The sequence below is a fragment of the Paenibacillus sp. FSL F4-0100 genome, assembly GCF_037993005.1.
Classification (GTDB): domain Bacteria; phylum Bacillota; class Bacilli; order Paenibacillales; family Paenibacillaceae; genus Paenibacillus_AQ.
Window position 1 is genome coordinate 6350287 of record NZ_CP150303.1, and the last position, 16919, is coordinate 6367205.

General features: G+C 49.1%; 17 protein-coding genes. 3 read left to right on the forward strand and 14 right to left on the reverse strand.

What is annotated here, in order from left to right:
• Nucleotides 1–223: 223 nt before the first annotated feature.
• Nucleotides 224–1123, reverse strand: coding sequence for a formyltetrahydrofolate deformylase (purU, locus tag MHH48_RS28765; RefSeq protein WP_076324642.1), 900 nt, complete (start codon nt 1121–1123; stop codon nt 224–226).
• A gap of 122 nt (nt 1124–1245) precedes the next feature.
• The gene (locus MHH48_RS28770; RefSeq protein ID WP_076324643.1) at nt 1246–2367 is read right to left on the reverse strand and encodes a deoxyribonuclease IV; all 1122 of its coding nucleotides are present in this window, start codon (nt 2365–2367) and stop codon (nt 1246–1248) included.
• Nucleotides 2368–2492: 125 nt separating this feature from the next.
• Between MHH48_RS28770 and MHH48_RS28775 the strand changes: the two genes are divergently transcribed.
• Nucleotides 2493–2966 (forward strand): DUF2621 domain-containing protein, encoded by a 474-nt coding sequence (locus tag MHH48_RS28775; protein ID WP_009594427.1) that lies wholly within the window; start codon nt 2493–2495, stop codon nt 2964–2966.
• 257 nt (nt 2967–3223) lie between these two features.
• On the forward strand, nt 3224–4144 hold the full coding sequence (locus MHH48_RS28780; RefSeq protein ID WP_076324644.1) for a copper amine oxidase N-terminal domain-containing protein: 921 nt from the start codon (nt 3224–3226) through the stop codon (nt 4142–4144).
• A 106-nt stretch (nt 4145–4250) separates the two neighbouring features.
• Here the strand turns inward: MHH48_RS28780 and MHH48_RS28785 are convergent, their stop codons facing one another.
• From MHH48_RS28785 to MHH48_RS28840, 12 genes are all read right to left on the reverse strand, one after another.
• Entirely contained in the window at nt 4251–4352 is a 102-nt protein-coding gene (locus MHH48_RS28785; protein ID WP_340388522.1) for a hypothetical protein, read from the reverse strand.
• Between the two features lie 89 nt (nt 4353–4441).
• The gene (locus MHH48_RS28790) at nt 4442–4627 is read right to left on the reverse strand and encodes a hypothetical protein (RefSeq protein WP_076324645.1); all 186 of its coding nucleotides are present in this window, start codon (nt 4625–4627) and stop codon (nt 4442–4444) included.
• Nucleotides 4628–4899: 272 nt separating this feature from the next.
• Nucleotides 4900–6759: a DUF6382 domain-containing protein gene (locus MHH48_RS28795; protein WP_076324646.1), complete on the reverse strand. Its 1860-nt coding sequence runs from the start codon at nt 6757–6759 to the stop codon at nt 4900–4902.
• Nucleotides 6760–6772: 13 nt separating this feature from the next.
• Entirely contained in the window at nt 6773–7285 is a 513-nt protein-coding gene (locus MHH48_RS28800) for an A24 family peptidase (protein ID WP_076324647.1), read from the reverse strand.
• A gap of 173 nt (nt 7286–7458) precedes the next feature.
• Complete coding sequence (locus MHH48_RS28805) at nt 7459–8445, reverse strand: TadE family protein (protein WP_076324648.1); 987 nt, start codon at nt 8443–8445, stop codon at nt 7459–7461.
• A gap of 16 nt (nt 8446–8461) precedes the next feature.
• Nucleotides 8462–10693, reverse strand: a complete 2232-nt coding sequence (locus MHH48_RS28810) for a hypothetical protein (protein WP_076324649.1) — start codon at nt 10691–10693, stop codon at nt 8462–8464.
• A gap of 2 nt (nt 10694–10695) precedes the next feature.
• The gene (locus tag MHH48_RS28815) at nt 10696–11370 is read right to left on the reverse strand and encodes a TadE family protein (protein ID WP_076324650.1); all 675 of its coding nucleotides are present in this window, start codon (nt 11368–11370) and stop codon (nt 10696–10698) included.
• On the reverse strand, nt 11363–11554 hold the full coding sequence (locus tag MHH48_RS28820; protein ID WP_076324651.1) for a Flp1 family type IVb pilin: 192 nt from the start codon (nt 11552–11554) through the stop codon (nt 11363–11365). The genes MHH48_RS28815 and MHH48_RS28820 overlap by 8 nt, the downstream gene beginning before the upstream one ends.
• Nucleotides 11555–11574: 20 nt before the next feature.
• Nucleotides 11575–12447: a type II secretion system F family protein gene (locus tag MHH48_RS28825; RefSeq protein WP_076324652.1), complete on the reverse strand. Its 873-nt coding sequence runs from the start codon at nt 12445–12447 to the stop codon at nt 11575–11577.
• Nucleotides 12448–12462: 15 nt separating this feature from the next.
• Entirely contained in the window at nt 12463–13320 is an 858-nt protein-coding gene (locus MHH48_RS28830; protein ID WP_076324653.1) for a type II secretion system F family protein, read from the reverse strand.
• The gene (locus tag MHH48_RS28835; protein WP_076324654.1) at nt 13317–14567 is read right to left on the reverse strand and encodes an ATPase, T2SS/T4P/T4SS family; all 1251 of its coding nucleotides are present in this window, start codon (nt 14565–14567) and stop codon (nt 13317–13319) included. The genes MHH48_RS28830 and MHH48_RS28835 overlap by 4 nt, the downstream gene beginning before the upstream one ends.
• Nucleotides 14567–15721: a hypothetical protein gene (locus MHH48_RS28840; protein WP_076324655.1), complete on the reverse strand. Its 1155-nt coding sequence runs from the start codon at nt 15719–15721 to the stop codon at nt 14567–14569. Before MHH48_RS28840 ends, MHH48_RS28835 begins: the two co-directional genes overlap by 1 nt.
• 310 nt (nt 15722–16031) lie before the next feature.
• Between MHH48_RS28840 and MHH48_RS28845 the strand changes: the two genes are divergently transcribed.
• The gene (locus MHH48_RS28845) at nt 16032–16898 is read left to right on the forward strand and encodes a thermonuclease family protein (protein ID WP_076324656.1); all 867 of its coding nucleotides are present in this window, start codon (nt 16032–16034) and stop codon (nt 16896–16898) included.
• The last annotated feature ends 21 nt before the right edge of the window (nt 16899–16919 follow it).

Genomic DNA, 16919 nt, shown 5'->3' on the forward strand with positions numbered 1-16919 from the left:
AGCACCCCAGAGGGTTTTGGTGTTTTTTACCAAGTCGGCTATAAATAAAAATCCCACTCCAATAAGAGGAGCGGGATCAAGGGGTAATCCATTGCAGCGTTAAAGTGTTGGGCTGCTCCATTGTACTATCTATGATGAATCGTCCAAACACAGCCTCATATTCTTACTTGCACTCAGTACACAGACTGTCTTCCTGTCTGATTATACGTACACTTGCACACCGTTAGTTGAATACAACCGTTTTATTGTTATGCACCAGAATCCGATCCTCGACATGCCATTTGACGGCTCTTGCAAGCACCACGCGTTCGATGGTACGGCCAATACGCTTCAACTCGTTGACATCGTCCCGGTGGCTAACGCGCTGCACATCCTGCTCAATAATCGGTCCGCCATCCAGCTCTTCGGTTACATAATGGGCGGTTGCTCCGATAATTTTCACCCCGCGGTTATAAGCTTGCGCATAAGGCTTGCCGCCGACAAAGGCCGGAAGGAAGGAATGGTGAATGTTGATAATCCGGTTCCGGTAATGTTCGATAAAGGTTGGCGAAATAATCTGCATGTAACGCGCAAGGATAATCACGTCGATATCGTCGCCGATCACATCCAGCTGACGTTGCTCCGCTTGAGGCTTCGTATCCGCCGTAACCGGAATGTGGTGATACGGGATACCGAACGATTCTACGTACTCCTTCATATCCAGATGGTTGCTTACCACCAGTGCGATATCCGCATCCAGATCGCCAGCCTGCCATTGCCACAACAGCTCTACAAGACAGTGATCTTCTTTTGAAACAAAAATCGCCAGCCGTTTCTTACGGGCTGCATGGTAGATATTCCATTCCATACGGAATTGATCGGCAACATCCCGGAAGGACTCCTCCAGCTTGGGAAGCTTCGTATTCAAATCCTCCAGATCAAACTCAACCCGCATAAAAAACATGCCGCCGGCCGGATCCATTGTATATTGATCAGACTGGACAATGTTGGCGCCATGCTGGTACAGAAACTGGGAGACCGCCGCCACAATTCCCGGTCCATCCGGACAGGAGATCAGCATGCGGGCACGATTAGGGTACTGACCTGCCGCAGATGGCAGATCCTTCTTGATGTGAATTTCCATGAGACTCGGTGATCCTCCTTATAAATCTGCAATTAACGGCCTCTCAGGAAAACATGCCGCGACATGCGGACGTTATCCTGAGAATGCCATAAAATTCTGAACATAAAGCCATTTAATGAAGCTTATGAAGTCAGGGTAACACCGGACAACCAAGCAATCAGGCGCTGATTGATCTGCTCCTCCGAAAGGTCGGACAGCAGGCCTGCTGCCATGACCATATCATACAGGCGCTCCATCGGTTCGCGAGGATCCGCCTTTTTGGCTTTGGCATCATTCTTCAGAAGCGTCCAGGTATCCAGCACGAACGAACGGGATTCAATGCCTTCCTTCGCAAAGAAAGCACCCAGTTCTTCTACTTGCTGAGCAAAAGTTGGCCCGAAACGGCCTTCCACATCCCCACGCAGAAGCGCAATCTCGATCTCATACATCGGACGCTGCGTCTTCGGATCTTTACCGATCCACGGCGTCTCCAGAATGAACGGTCTGCCCTGGAGCTTCTCATGATGAACCACTCTTTGAATGGCTTCGTAACCGATCCATCCGGTTCCAATCGGCGTATGACGGTCTTTACCCGCTCCACGCGGATTCTTGCTGTCGTTCACGTGCACAACCGTTAACCGGTCGAGTCCGATCAGCTTGTCGAACTGCTCCAGCACGCCGTCCAGATCATTTACGATATCATAACCCGCATCATGAATATGACAGGTGTCGAGGCAGATGGCCAAACGGTCATTGTACTTCACCTTATCAATAATGGAAGCAATTTCTTCAAAACTGCGTCCCATCTCAGTGCCTTTGCCGGCCATCGTCTCCAGCGCAATCTTCACTTCGGTCTCATCCGTACCGCCGAGCACTTCATTGAGGCCTTCGGCAATTCGGTCGATGCCGTATTCCGCGTCCTTATCGGTATATGCACCCGGATGGAGAACGATATTCTTCACGCCGACCGCATGCGTGCGGCGAATCTCCTCTTGCAGAAAGCTCACCGCCAGCTCAAACGTGTTGGGCTTGTACGATCCAAGGTTGATAATGTATGGCGCATGGACCACAATCTCATCAATCCCACTTTCCTGCATAGCGGCTCTGCCTTCTTCGATAAACATGGAATCGATCGGCTTGCGGCGCGTGTTTTGCGGTGCGCCGGTATATATCATGAACGAGCTTGAGCCATATGATGTAGCTTCAGCCGTCGCAGTCAGCAATCCCTTGTCCGAAAACGACACGTGGGAACCAATTTTCAACATGCTGTATCCCCCTTTTTTAACACACAATTACACCTATTTTAGCTTGTATATCGAAATAAATCTAGAAATGCGTTATAATTCTCATGAAAGTGTCATGTGACAATAATCATTGAGGTGATATACAAATGAAGAGCACAGGGGCCGTCATGGGCTATTTGTCGTCCAGTGCGCCGCCGTCATGGTTCATGAACTCCATTGCCTTCTGGGGATGGGTCATGCTTGGGCTGATGGGCATCGGCGGATTTTTCATGTTCCGCAAGTTTCTGAAAGTGCTTCCCAAAGCCGACGGCAAATCGAAGCTCGATTGGCAAAATTACTGGGTAGAGCGAAGCCGCCCGCTGTGGACGGATGAATCCAAAGCATTTCTGGACGAACTGGTGCAGCCTGTTCCCGGACCGTTCCGGGATATCGCCAAACACTCCATTGCAGCCGAAATCGGTAAAATTGCCGTCGAATCCGGCGCAACCGAAGTAACCCGGGATCACTGCATCAAAGGTTACATCGTGGCAACGCCGAAGCGAGATTACAAATTCCTGATGAATTTCCTCCAGAAGAAGGAAATCGACTACAAGCCATATCAGCATTTAATCAATAAGTAATAACACAAACTTAAATGGAACGACGGTACCTGCCCCATTCAAATGCTCGGACAAACCGTTGGGTCCGGAAGATAATTCCCCCTAGTCCTCATACAAAGGATCAGGGGGATTCGTTTTTTAATTTCGTTAAATAGAAGGGATCCGAATGCACTTGGCCTGTTTTTCGCTTCAAGAAAATCATGGAAATAAATCATAGATCACGTATAATAGATTGTTATAAGAAATCTAATCCGATAGTCCTAGGAGGAAAGAATGGCGTGAAGTTGAAATTAGCAATTATTATAGTTTTACTATTTACATGTATCGTACCGACCGCAGGAGCGGCGCCAGCCAATATCGTCAATGTGGATGGCGTTAAAGTAGGGCTGCGACAAGCCCCTATTTTGCGAGACGGGGTGACCCTGGTACAATTCGCTCCGATATTCAAAAGCTTGGGCCTCTCTGTAAAGTGGGATCCCGCTAAACAGCAGATTACAGGGACTAAAAAAGGGATCAACCTTGTGCTGACTGTAGGCAACAAAAACGCCTATGTGAACGGCTCGCGAATGCTGCTCGAATCTCCTCCGGTATCCTTGAACGGAAACATTTTCGTTCCGCTTCGCTTCATCAGCGAGGCCACTGGAGCAACCCTCGCCGTAAATGGAAACACCATCAACATTACCAGTTACAAGGGGACAGAGCCCTTTGTTCCTAAGCCTACACCGATTCCACCGGTAAAAACAAAAGCCGTAAAAATCCAAGAGGAGTTGGAATCCAAATACTCGAATCTCTCTTTCGGAAAATTGCACCTAAATAACTTAACTTATGGCGTAACCGACGATTCGGATACACTTTCCATTGCCGTAGAAATTTCGGATGAACAAACGATGCAGAACATTATCGACACCTTTGACAGCAAACCTTCAACGGGGCATCAGCTGACCAAAAATATTGCCAATCATGTACATAAAAAATATGGCTACAAAAAAGTCAACATATTTATCATTACATTCTTTGCGAGTTCCTCTTATCCAAGCGGATATGATGCCCAATATAATATTTTCGTTCCCGAATACAATGTATATGTTACACGCTGGCCCTTATACGGAGGATCTTATAATTACTCAAAAAAGGTAGCTTACTGGTATTTTGACCCAACCGGCGATACGGAGTACATGATTTATTCAAGCTCGTTATAAAAAATTCGTACTCACACTTCAATAAAAATAAAAAAAGAACCCTGGGTATTATGTTAAGGCAGAACGCTGCCTTTCAAACCCGGGGTTCTTTATGTACTATAAAATATTATCCCTTACGCAAGGTAAACGACCATCCGGCAATAATAAAAACATCCCCCTCCATCAAAGGATGTTCTTTATAAGACACCATGGACTCCCCCTTCAACATCGTACCATTTCTCGAACCTAGACCCTTCAGGACGTAACCTCCGCCTTCACGCGGTAGTTCGACCCTTGAGGTCCCCTCGCCCTGGGATCTTAGCCAGTTAAATTAAATAGATACACCATTATCCCTACAAGCAAAGGTCCTATCACTAAAAACCCGAAAATCAGGGCAATAACTTTTAGAGTTCCTGATATTCCTTTTGACGAGTTCAAGGTGTCTAGTTTATTATTGATTTCTTTTAGCTCTTTCAATATTTCTCTATTTAGATCTTCAGACACATCAAAGTCCTCCTTATACACATGAAATCAAAAAACACAAGATGTTTTTTCAATTAATCGTTAACATATACAAACTTAGTTATATAGTTAATCGGTATATTTTACCATAATCATCATACCAGATGTTTCTATATATCTAGTAAAAATAAAAAAACCAAAAGCCCCTCAAAAAATTAGGGTACACCTTTGGTTTTCTGCAATAATCCGAATTTTCTCTAAGCTTCATAGAATAATAGCTTCGCAAATCCTACTTCTACAATAATTATCCCGTATTAATATAAACCCCTGCGCAAGGTAAACGACCATCCAGCAATAATAAAGACATCCCCTTCCATCAGAGGATATTCTTTATAAGGCACCATGGACTCCCCCTTCAACACCGTGCCATTTCTCGAACCCAGATCCTTCAAGACGTAACCTCCGCCTTCACGCGAAAGTTCGACATGCGCCCTTGAAGTCCCCACTCCCTGTGCAACGAATTGGGCTACGTCAGGGGACCGGCCGATAATGAAATGGGGCTGATGCAGTTCAATCCGCTGGGGGGCGGCTGCATTCGGTTCATTTAGCTCGAGGTAAGCACCTGCTGAATGTTGCACGCCTGGACGGGCTGCGGCATCCGGACTTAGCTGCACGGTAGCCCCCCCGCCTCCAGGGAACGAAAGCACCTCCGTCCGTTGGGACAACTGGGCATAATAATCCCCCTCCTCCCCATATGGATCCGCAGTCGCAGCTGCTGCCTCAGATGAACGCGAATAAGCATGGCCCTGCGGAGACTGTGCAGGATATCCCGCTGAATGGTGATCTCTCTCGGAGTTAACTGGAGATTTAGGGACCCGCCATCTCCAGTTCTCTTTTCCCTCCTCAAGCTCTGCTTCTGCTTTTCCAGCGTCTGTTTCCCGGCTATCCCCAAGAAGACCCGATAAAGGGTCCGCCTGAAAACGTGGGACAGACTTCCACTTGGAGTCCTGCGGACTAAGCTCTGTTGACTCGAACATGGGCAAGGAACCGGACCAATCGCCGGATCTCCCTGAGAGCAGCTTGAGTTTACCTGTCCAGCCAAGCCAGGTTACTGCAGCAAGCAGAATCGTAATCCCTATCGACAACCCCAGCATCAGTGAAGTAGGCTGATTCATGTAAAGTAATCTCCAAGCTCCCGCTGTAGCGAGCAAACATCCTAACAAAATATAGGTGCGAACCGGCGAGGCTTTGCCATTGTCCGAAGCTTCTGAATTTGTATCATCTGTATCAGGGAGCCACGCAGGATTAGAGCTCAAGGGGCTTCGATCCACGTGAGAATTCATTTCCTCGCTCTTGCCCCTCTTCCCAAACATCTCATTCGTACGTTCCGCCAGACCTCGGATTAAACTCTGTTTATCCGTGTGGGTGTCACTCTCCGTCTGCGGCACTGCTGTCCGCCCGCGAGCCGGTTCTGTAAATGCGAATGCAGGCTTGGAGCCCATGTTGCTTGATTGACTACAGGTATAGAGCGATCCTTGATTCAAACCTGAAGACACTGCTGCATTTGCTTGAGTTACAGCACGATGGTCTTCACCCTCTCCTGCTAACAGGTCGACCACAAGCTTCTTAAGTCCCGGCAGATTAAAGCTCTGTTCACTGCAGAACGACATCAGTGCCTGTATCCCTCCCCCTTTTAGCTCCGTCACCGATGCGAGCAACCTTGTCATTAGCTCCTTGAGCATAACCGGAAGACGAGTGCCGCTTGCTTCGGTAACTGCAACGGGAACATACGTTAAATATAAAGTGCCAAGATCCAGGGAACCTTCAATAAACAGATAATCCTCATGAAGTATGTAATTCTCCGGCTGAAGCATATACAGCTTGCTGTCCTCCAGAGCGGTGACGATTTGCAGCAGCAATCCAAAATATTCGGTCAGCGTCATTCGCTCGCTCTTTAACGCTTGAGACAGCATTTTTTTGCCGGTGATATCATACTCCAGCGTTACCTTATAATCGACTTCTTTCATATGCAGCTTCAAGAAATGAGGGATTCTCGAAGAACGGATCATTCCCAGCTGTACATGATTAAGTTCTGATGATTGGATTCCTTCAGCCCGGTCCAGCACCATAATGGTTCCACCATTCTGCATAAAATCCGCCTTTAATCCGAGCATAAGCTCCCCCCTCCTACAAGTGCAGTACCACATACGTGCTGATTACGCCAGGAAGGACAGCAATCATAAAGGGGAATCGCAAGTGTTCCTCCTGGCTATTGCGCCATGGCAACCAGCTCTTCATAACAAAAACGCCGGCGATACTGCCAACGACATTGCGTATTCGCTTCATCATTTCCCGCCGCCAGAGCAGGATGAGCAAACCGATGACACCGGCAAAAATTACAGAATACATGATGCCTTGCAAGGTAAACCATAAGCCGGTCCAGGCACCAATCCCCCCAAACAGCTTAACGTCACCCGCTCCCACAGCCCCTATAAAATACATGATCAACAAGATAAGAAACCCTGCTCCAAGACCCTGCAAAGAAAAGAACAGCCCCTCCCACCCGTCCAGAACGCCGTAATAGACAGGACCGGAGAGCATAGCAGAAACGGTTAAAACATTCGGTATTTTCATGGAACGAAGATCTGTAATGAATGCCGCGATCAGATAAACGGCACAAACACCAAAAGCAACGGCCATACTACATCAAAACTCCCTTGCTTAAACTATTCACTGGAATAGCCTTGATAAGATTTTAACTATGGATGAACAACGAATGCTTCTTTAGAATGACTCTCTTAAAAACTTATTTGAAACACTTCTCTGAAACGCTTCTTAGGGAACACTTCATTTCGGACTCTTGCTATCAAGCCTCAAGAACCTGACCGTGCCACCACCGTAAACGGAACCTCAATTCGCTGTCCGTCTGCTGTCTCAACGACAAACAGCCACGTTCCAGGCGTTGTATTAAAGCCTACGTTCCATTCCCACTCGATATAGCCGTTACCGTCCGCGGTCTCCCAGCCCAAATATTTAGCCGTGCTCTGACCGCTCTTATAATAGACTGACAGTTGGGCACTGCTTCCCGGCTCTACTTTTACTTTTACCTTAGCCTGCTTGCTAGCAACGGCCGGATTCGGCTTCTCCAACAGCTCGATAGCCCCGTTCGTCCCCGATCCATCCCCTGAACCCGTCCCTCCTTCGCCGGTGTCGCCAATCCATAATCTCTCCTGAGCCTTTGCCTGCAGCACGATGCGTTTGTTCAAGAAAGGAACCCGGATCGGAAGCGCGTAATTCACCTCAATGCCGAAATAGGGACTCGCCCCGCTCTTCAAATTCGGAATGTGAACATTGGACACATGGATTCGATCATAGTCCAGAAGATTATCAGGCATAAATGGCTTCAGCATCGGCTTGACCACGGGATCGAGTACGGCTTCCACGGTTTGGTTCTTAAGCTGCTGCAGCGGCTCCTCGCCTGACGCTACAGCTTGCGTTATCCATTCATTAACAGGAGAAGGAAGAGAGTCGCTGTAATTCGAAACCCAATCAGAAAGTGACAATTTGGGAATCTCCCAATGGGATGTGCTTGGTGAGCCTTCTCCTGTTCCACTACCATCGGCATTGGCCTGCACGGCTAGCGAGACGGGATACATATGAGCCGCTACGGTTTTGACCGAATCCGAAACGGTACTCTGGAGTGCTGTCGATATCAACGTCATTTGCACGATATAAATGAGAAAAATGACAAAAAACATAAACATCGGCAGCACAAGTGCAGCTTCCACCACCATGCTTCCTTGTTCCGATGACGCTTTACCTTTATGGAGAGGTTTCTGTATTACCGATAATCGTTTCATTCAAGTACCCCTAATCCTAATAGGAAAAATCCGCCTTGCGCTTTACCATGTAACGACTTCCCTGAACTTCGTCCCCATCGCTTCCAAATACAACGCCGATCGCTTTCGTCACCCCTGGAAGAAACCATAAACGCATGGCCGTCTTGACCTCTCCTGATGCGTAGGTAAATCGCTCCGCAGGATTAGTGCCGGTGTTCAATCGAATCAACGCCAACATGCGCGATAGCTTCTTCTCGTTATTGCTGTGAATAAACAGAAATATTCGCAAATGATCCCTGTAAGTCAGCTCAATGGGGACATACTTGGATAGCTGAACGCTCCCCTTCTGACACAACTGGATCATATCCTCAATGGCCTTCTCAATCCCATACAGAATGGCTGCCGCCAAAATCGCCAACGGATTTCCCAATTTACTATTCACAATAAATCCTTCCATCGTCCGGATCGCGAGTCTGGAACCAAAAATCTCTGCATAGGCCGCTGATATATTCCCGGCGGGGTTATGAAATCCGTATAGAATGTACTCCACTTCCTGGTTCCCAATGGCGAATTCCTGGATGACATCCCCGCCCGTGTTGGAACCATCAACCATTCCGGTTAATTTCCCAATATCAAAATGCTGATAATAATGAACGGCGTACTCATTTTGAAACAGTTCATCCCTGACACCGCCCAGCACGTTCCCCATAAATCCAAACATACCGTCCATATTATCCATTGCTTGTTTACCGGCATCATACGGATCATCGTCCATAGGCTTTCCCTTATTCATGTTGTCCGCTTCGGTATTAAATTGAAGGCTTTCGTCATAGTACTGCTGGAGTTCACGGAACTCATCCATAATAGCCTGATGTTGTCCATTCAACCCGTTAATCGCCTCAATGACCTTGGATGCCTGCTTCAGCTTCTGACTGGCCTGCTTCTCCATCGCCTTCCGTTCCTTATCGGATGTGCGGAACTGTTCCAATGACGCCTGCTGCCGATCTATAATATTCCCACTGCCTGATACTCCATAATTAGACATATAACTTTGTAATGTGCGACTGGCTTCAAGCACCGTCCCCTTCATTCCCTCTCCCCCCAGCGAAGACTGAAGAGTAGTGACCGCTCGTACAACCTGTTGGTATCGACTCTCCTGGCTATCAATCTCTTGCTGGAAGCCGTTCAAGAATTCATCGCTGTGAATTAATTTGTCAGCTTGCTTCCGTATGGATTGAATCATCTCCGCTTCTGCCCCGGATGAATCGTTAGACCCTGGTGTTACATCATTCGTGACCTGATCATATCCCCTATTAGATGAACGGTTCTCGGAATCCTTGATGACCTGCTTCATCTCTTCATTCAGATTCCTTGCTTCCTCCCATAATTGATGCGCATCCGAGAGCAGCTTGTCATTCTCCTTCTGAACTCGGCTGGCCACCCTCGAAATCTGTGAGCCAATGGAAGAAATTCCGCTCCGGTAAGCCATGAGCAGCAGCGTATACTGTTGTTCCTTAGGAGGCCTGTCCGCATCTTCCTGTTGTTTAGCCTTATAATCCTCGTATTGCGATGCCACATCAGCGGCGGTATACATACTGCCCCCCAGCGAAGTGTCGGAGATCGATTGTCCCGGCGGATCCATAACAAGCTTCGAAAGCCGGATTGCATGCTCCCCTGCTTTTCGCTGCTTTGCCAGCATTTCATCCAGCGCCGCTTCCCGCTTGTCATACAATTTGCGAAGCTTCTTAAGGACATCTACCGTATTGGAAGCTTCCTTCATGGACTGCGATAACGGTTTGAACTTGCCCACTAATTCCAAAGTGAAATCAATCGGCGCTTTATACTTCATATCCTCGATAATCTGCCGGTTGAATATGTCATAAGTCCCCAGCGGACGCTGCAGCTCAAGACCCGAACTATCGAGCTCCATTGCCATTAACCGGAATGCATCGCTACGTTCTCCCGGATTCATGCTGTCATTCAGCACATTGCCCATAATGAGATCGCCGCTGGTGTCTCCAAGGGCATATAATCCATATTCCTTCTGCAGCTGCGGATCATAGGAGGACATCACGGAGCGTACGGCTGCTCTTGTCAGCCTCTCACTTTGCACCTTCATGGCCGCGATACGCGAGAAATCAATGAATATGGCTACGAACATAAATACGGCTGCCAGGGCGATAATCAAAAAAACAGATACAGATCCATCGGACGATCGGCCCACCTCTCTCCTTTTCCGACTAGACCGTGCTTTCCCATGCTTCGTCATGACTATCGCGAACCTCCGAACTTTTGTAGAACTTCTCCTGCGGCAGCCTTATCCGTTCCATTTCTCCCGCCTTGAAACTTCGATCCGTAATATCGCATTAGATCCACCGTGCGAATAAATTCAACAGGATCCACCACTATCGATTGTGCGCTGACCTTGATCTGACCTCCATCGTCCAATATTCGACTCAATGGCGTCAGAGATACCTGCTCATTTAACGAAGTCGTCACCTTTCGAATGAGTAGCTGATTCGAATAACGCATCTCTCCCGCCATGCTAGCGGGCACAGCCGTACCGCCCTTGGACATTTTGAGTTCAGGCAGCTTCCCACTGCCTTCTTCGCCGTGCGGCAATTGTATCGACTTCGTGCCGTCTCCACCGGCCAAACCAAATAGAGTTCCTAGAACATGATCATCCGTTAACCGCCAATATAACGAATCATATTGTCCCTGCTCTACGGATCCCGTAGCTGCGAACTTGTGGCTGTTGTCCCAGCTATACGCGGTCCTTTCGGAAGCCGCGGCCGATGCCTGAACCAGCATCGACTTCTGGTAGATATACAAGCATAGGAACAGAAGCAATACCGTCACCATCAGTACGATGGGAAGAACCAGGGAAGCTTCCACCGTGAAGCTCCCTGTCTCGTCCTTCCATCTTCTCGGCAGCCGTTTATTCAAGGAACTCTTTACTCTTGTTATTCACATTTTTAAACAAGTTGTTCACCAAGGCCGTAATCTGATCTTTAAATATAAGCGCGATAATCAAAATAACGACTAGGATCAGGATCATCTCCAGCGTTCCGATCCCTTTCTCATCCTTCCAAAAAGCTTTCATCCCGTTCTTTGCCATGCTTAACATCATATTTCATACACCGGTCCCTTCTACATGTTCATCATCATAAATGCAGGCGCTCCGAGCAAAACAATCACGATCATGAAAATGACCACCATTGGCAGCACCAGCTTTGAGGAGGCCTGCTCGCCCCTTGTTCTTGCAATGGCCTTTCGCTTCTCCCACAGCACGCGGGACAAATCCCGCAGAGCCAGGACAAAGTCATTCCCGCCACGCCGAAAATTAAGCAGGACGGTTGTTGTAAATATCGATACCTCCTGAACGCCGCACCGTTTATTGAACTGCTCGAAGGCTTGCTGGAACGGATGGCCTCCCTCCCATTCAAGCACCATTCTCTTCAGCTCAGCATACAGGGGATGGTTCGCGTCCTTGTTCCGTTCCACGCAATGAATGATCGCCCGCTGCACCGTCTCGCCGGCGCCAACAAGCAGCACAATCTTGTTCAGAAGCTCCGGCAGCTCCATCACGATATCCTGCTCACGCAGCGTGACCTTTTTATGGAGGTCCTTTACCAAAGCGACGGGCAGCAATGCACCCAATCCCAATCCGGCCAGAAGTCCGATGACATCCCCCAACAGCAATGTCCACAGGCAGCCACCGATCAAAATAAGCCATGTATACGCAAGTGCCTCGGCCATAAACAATAATGTCATTTCTGTGCTGTGCCGCAAGCCATGGATCTTCTGAACGGAGCCCTGCATTCGATAAAATATAATCGGCAGGCGCATCGGAACCTTCCCTCGCTCGAGCAGAAACAACAGAGGCGGTGCTAACCGCTGCAGCCTAAGACCTTCCATTGGCACTTTGCCAAGACGATGGTACCGTTCGCCGCACGTTTGATTCAGCACCACCCAACCACCCACAAGCAGAACCATCAGCGCGCCGGATATCCATGTCAGCATGCCCGCCTCACCTCCTTACACCTTGATATTCATCATTTTGGTGATCCATAAGAAACAGCCTCCTAAAGCCGCCAGTGCAAAAGTAGAGATTATGATCCCCGATCCGCTATACATGGACTCCATATAATCGGGAGATGTCATATTCATGAACAGCAGCAGGAGGAAAGGAGCTGCAAGAAGCGCCTTGGATTCAAACCGCTTCTGGGCGATCATGACGGATATCTCCTGCTGAATATCCAGCTTTTCTCCGATGACAGAAGAGGTTCTGCGCACGACTTCAACCAGATCACCGCCTGTTCGTTTGCAAGTCGAGAAGACATCGGCAAAGTTCGTCAGATCCTCCATCCCCGCCCTACGTGCAAAATCCTGCAAAGCAGTTTCAATAGGCTCGCCGTACTCCAAACGGGACACAATGACTTTGAGTTCGAAGATCAGATCGCTGTTGCCCCCGGGATCCAGCAGCAGCAAGTCCTGAACGGCGTCCCTGAACCCATTCTCTACGGAGCGGCCAGCCGACAGAGATGAGGACAAGGAATACAGAGCTTGCTTGAAGTGAAGATTCAGCGTCTTGCGCCTGATTTCCAACATAAACCGTCGCCAAAATTTAGGGACCGTCAGACCTCCCGTTCCAAGCAGCAGCGACAAAATCAGATTGTGATAAAACAGATAACCGATGAAGAAAAACAAAAGGCCGCCAAGGATGACACATGCTGTTCTCTGTCTCAGCGAGAGATGATAGACGCCGTAATCCGGGAGAGTGTTGGTTCGAGTAGGCGCAGCATGCTCACGCTTTCCAGCCCCCTTACTCCTCTTGATCACCCGCTCACCTTGACCCTCTTCCGGAGTCAAGACCGAACCGCCAGATCGCTTCATGACGTCACCTCCATCATCTTCTGCAGCGGCCAAGCCGTAATCCCGGCCATATGAAGCTTGTCCGCCGATTGAAGCGGGTTACCGCAAGGTTCAAGACACCCAATCACCCGACCGCCTGATTCGCCCGTCTCGCGGAACCGGTACAGCGGATTCAGCAGCACCTCGCCGCCGCTCATTCCGATCACTTCGCTAATCTCCGTTACGCGCCGCGATCGATCTCTAAGCCGGGATAAATGAACGAAAATATCAATCGCCGAGCTAATCTGCTGACGGACTACGCTGATCGGAAGATTCGCGCCGCTCAGCACCATCGTTTCCAAACGGCTGATCATGTCCTGCGTGCTGTTGGCGTGCCCCGTCGACAGACTTCCGTCATGCCCGGTATTCATCGCCTGCAGCATATCCAGCGCCTCGCTTCCCCGTACCTCGCCCACCACGATCCGATTGGGGCGCATCCGCAGCGAGGAACGAATCAGATCGCGTATCGCGATTTCCCCCCGGCCTTCCGTGTTTGCATTCCGGGTCTCCAGCGACACGAGATTCGGAACCGTCACGATCTTCAATTCCGCCGAATCCTCGATCGTGATGACACGCTCATCAGGCGGAATATACTGCGATAATGCATTCAGGAAAGTCGTCTTCCCCGAACCCGTCCCTCCGCCTATAAAAATGTTGTATTTACCCTTGACCAGAATCCGAAGCTGCTCCGCTGCTTCCTCTGTTAGCGCGCCCCTTCCAACCAGGTCATCCATCGTCATCGGCGATTCCGGAAACTTACGGATCGTCATGGTCGGCCCTTTCAGCGCTATTGGAGGCAGTACGATATTTACCCGCGAGCCATCCTTCAATCTGGCGTCAACGATGGGCGTGGATTCATTCACTACCCGGTTTACCGTACCGACAATGCTCTGAATGATATCCTCCAGACGGCTCTGCGATTCGAATTGGAGCGGCAGCTTCTTCACATCGCCATCCTGCTCTATGAATATGTCCTGGTGGCTGTTAATCATAATTTCCGTAATTCGAGGATTATCCACTAATGGTTGAAGCACATCCAACCCGCGAAAAGAATCAAATACCCTGCGCACCAGCCTCCGCTTCTCGGCGGCTGTCAGCTCCATAAGCTCGCGTCTTCTCCATACCAGTTCCTCGATGCGGGCCATCAATTCCGAATTGTTAATGCTCGCACTCATATCAAGCTCGGAACGAACCTGGTCACGAACCGACTTGAACGGATCCTCCATCATCACTGCTCACCACCCGCTTGCACTGGTGTGATACTCGAGCCCTCCAGCAGCTGCTGGCAGAGCTTCAATACCTCTCTCTGATAGATGGGTGAGGACAACAGCAGTTCTTCCCGATGGAGCTGTTTCCATGAAGGAATATAAGGCAGTACGCTGTCTATGCTTATATCCTTGCGGGGGAATCCGTTAACAAGTTGTCCTGTGTATCGATTGACAATGAATCGGCTCCGCTTCTTCAAGTTTCCGAAAAGCGCGGAATCCTTGAGCTCCAATTGATCCATCCATATACCGCTCTTATACATACTCATTAGATCATCCAGTAAAATCCAGAATAGCACTCCGGCCTGTTCAAGAACCGCCTGCATTCGTTCCTCCATGTATCCCTCGGTATCCACGACAATTGCATCATATTGATTACACGATACGAGGGAAGCCAGCAGCAAAGCGGTGTCCTCCATGGTCATCTCCGTGACTTCCTTTACATTGAAGCTGGGCTCAAAGGAATCGCACTTCAGGCCATGATGTCTGATGATATAAGGGGTTATCGACAACTCTGTCCCCGAAGCCGATTCTTGTGAGGCCTTAATGTCATACAACAATCTTGAAAAGCTGCCCTCCATGCCCACCGAACCGGAAGGAAATAATGCACTGCTGTTCACCGTCTCCAAATTAAGATAGAACACCTTCAATCCCAGCACGCCCAGCTGCTTCGCCATGTTCATTGCTATCGTTGACTTCCCGCTCCCGCTCAGGGGAGATACGATGCCAATCACCGAGGTTGTTCCGACATTCAGTTTCTCCAGCGCCCCACCGCTTCGCTTACAGTGGGTGATTATGACTTCCATCAACTGAGGCAGCGGTTGATACTTGAATGTACTGTTGCCCCCCTCTACGAGAGAAGATGATGAATGGCCTTCACTTAGAAGCAGCCAAGGAACCGAAGTCTCCCCCCGGCTGAGCCAACTCTCCAGCATTTCCGTATCCCCCGCGACCAGATTCGGCACTTCCCCCACTTCCATATAATGTAGAAATGAATCGGTGCGGGTAAATGCGGTCACCTGAAGAACCGATCCGTAAGAACTTCCATGCAAATAACTCAGCAGCGGTTCAACATACCGGGAATCCTGCACTGCCAGCACAAGTCGGGCCGGTATCATAAAGCCAATCCCTCTTTTCTGTAACAACGCCAAAAAAGCACCGTCAAAGGCCGCAATATGCGGTCAATGAACGGTGCTTCCGTTGTCTGTTATAATTTGACATTAGAATATCACAGTTGCAGCAGAACGGCAAGATTTTATTTTTGATATACAGATAGCCCTTAATCACTATTGTCAAAACAAGGATAAATGTCCTACTATATAGGCTTAGAACGAGTGTTCTCTATATAGAAACTTCTTATATAGAATTAACATATATAAACTCCTAAACCATCTAAACCAATACTTCCAAGCTTGGAGAGTGACACCTATGAACAAACGTATATTAGCCGCGTTTCTAACCGCCCTGCTGTTATTATCCGGCTGCAGCCAGCCGCTGATGCCCCCTGCGACATCAAACAATGAAACCGCAACAACCGTTAAATCCGAAGCCAAGTCAAACACCAGCACGACGAATTCCAAACAAACGACCTATCCAACCGATGATCTGAATCTTCCACGGGTAGCCGTGGAGCTGGTTAAAGCCGTTGACGGAGACACCATCAGCGTCATGTTCGAAGGTAAAAAGGAGAACGTTCGGATGCTCCTGGTCGACACGCCCGAGACGAGTCATCCGAAGCTGGGCGTACAACCATTCGGGCCCGAGGCCAAGGCTTTTACGAAGGATCTGGTGGAACAAGCCGATCAACTTGAATTGGAATTTGATATCGGTCCGAACCGCGATAAATACTCCAGGCTTCTTGCGTATGTATATGCCGACGGAAAAATGGTCCAGGAATCGCTGCTTGAAGAAGGACTCGCCCGCATGGCCTATATCTACCCGCCCAACACCCGCTATGTAGACAAATTTGATGACTTGCAGCGGATCAGCCGGGACAAGGCGCTTGGCATATGGAGCGTAGAGAACTATGCCCAGGAAGACGGCTTCCATCCGGAGGAGCAGGACGACGCCAATAACAAGAACAACAGCAGCCGCAATGGCACAGCAGCAACCCAAGCCCCTAAAGAGAACAGCCAAAAGTCAAAGCAAGGCTGCGACATCAAAGGCAACATCAACTCGAAGGGTGAAAAAATCTACCACACACCGGAATCTCCATACTATGAGCGCACGAAGCAGGAGCAGTGGTTCTGCAGCGAGGCAGAAGCCGTCCAGGCCGGTTTCCGGGCCCCGAAGTAAACTCATCTGATATATGAAATG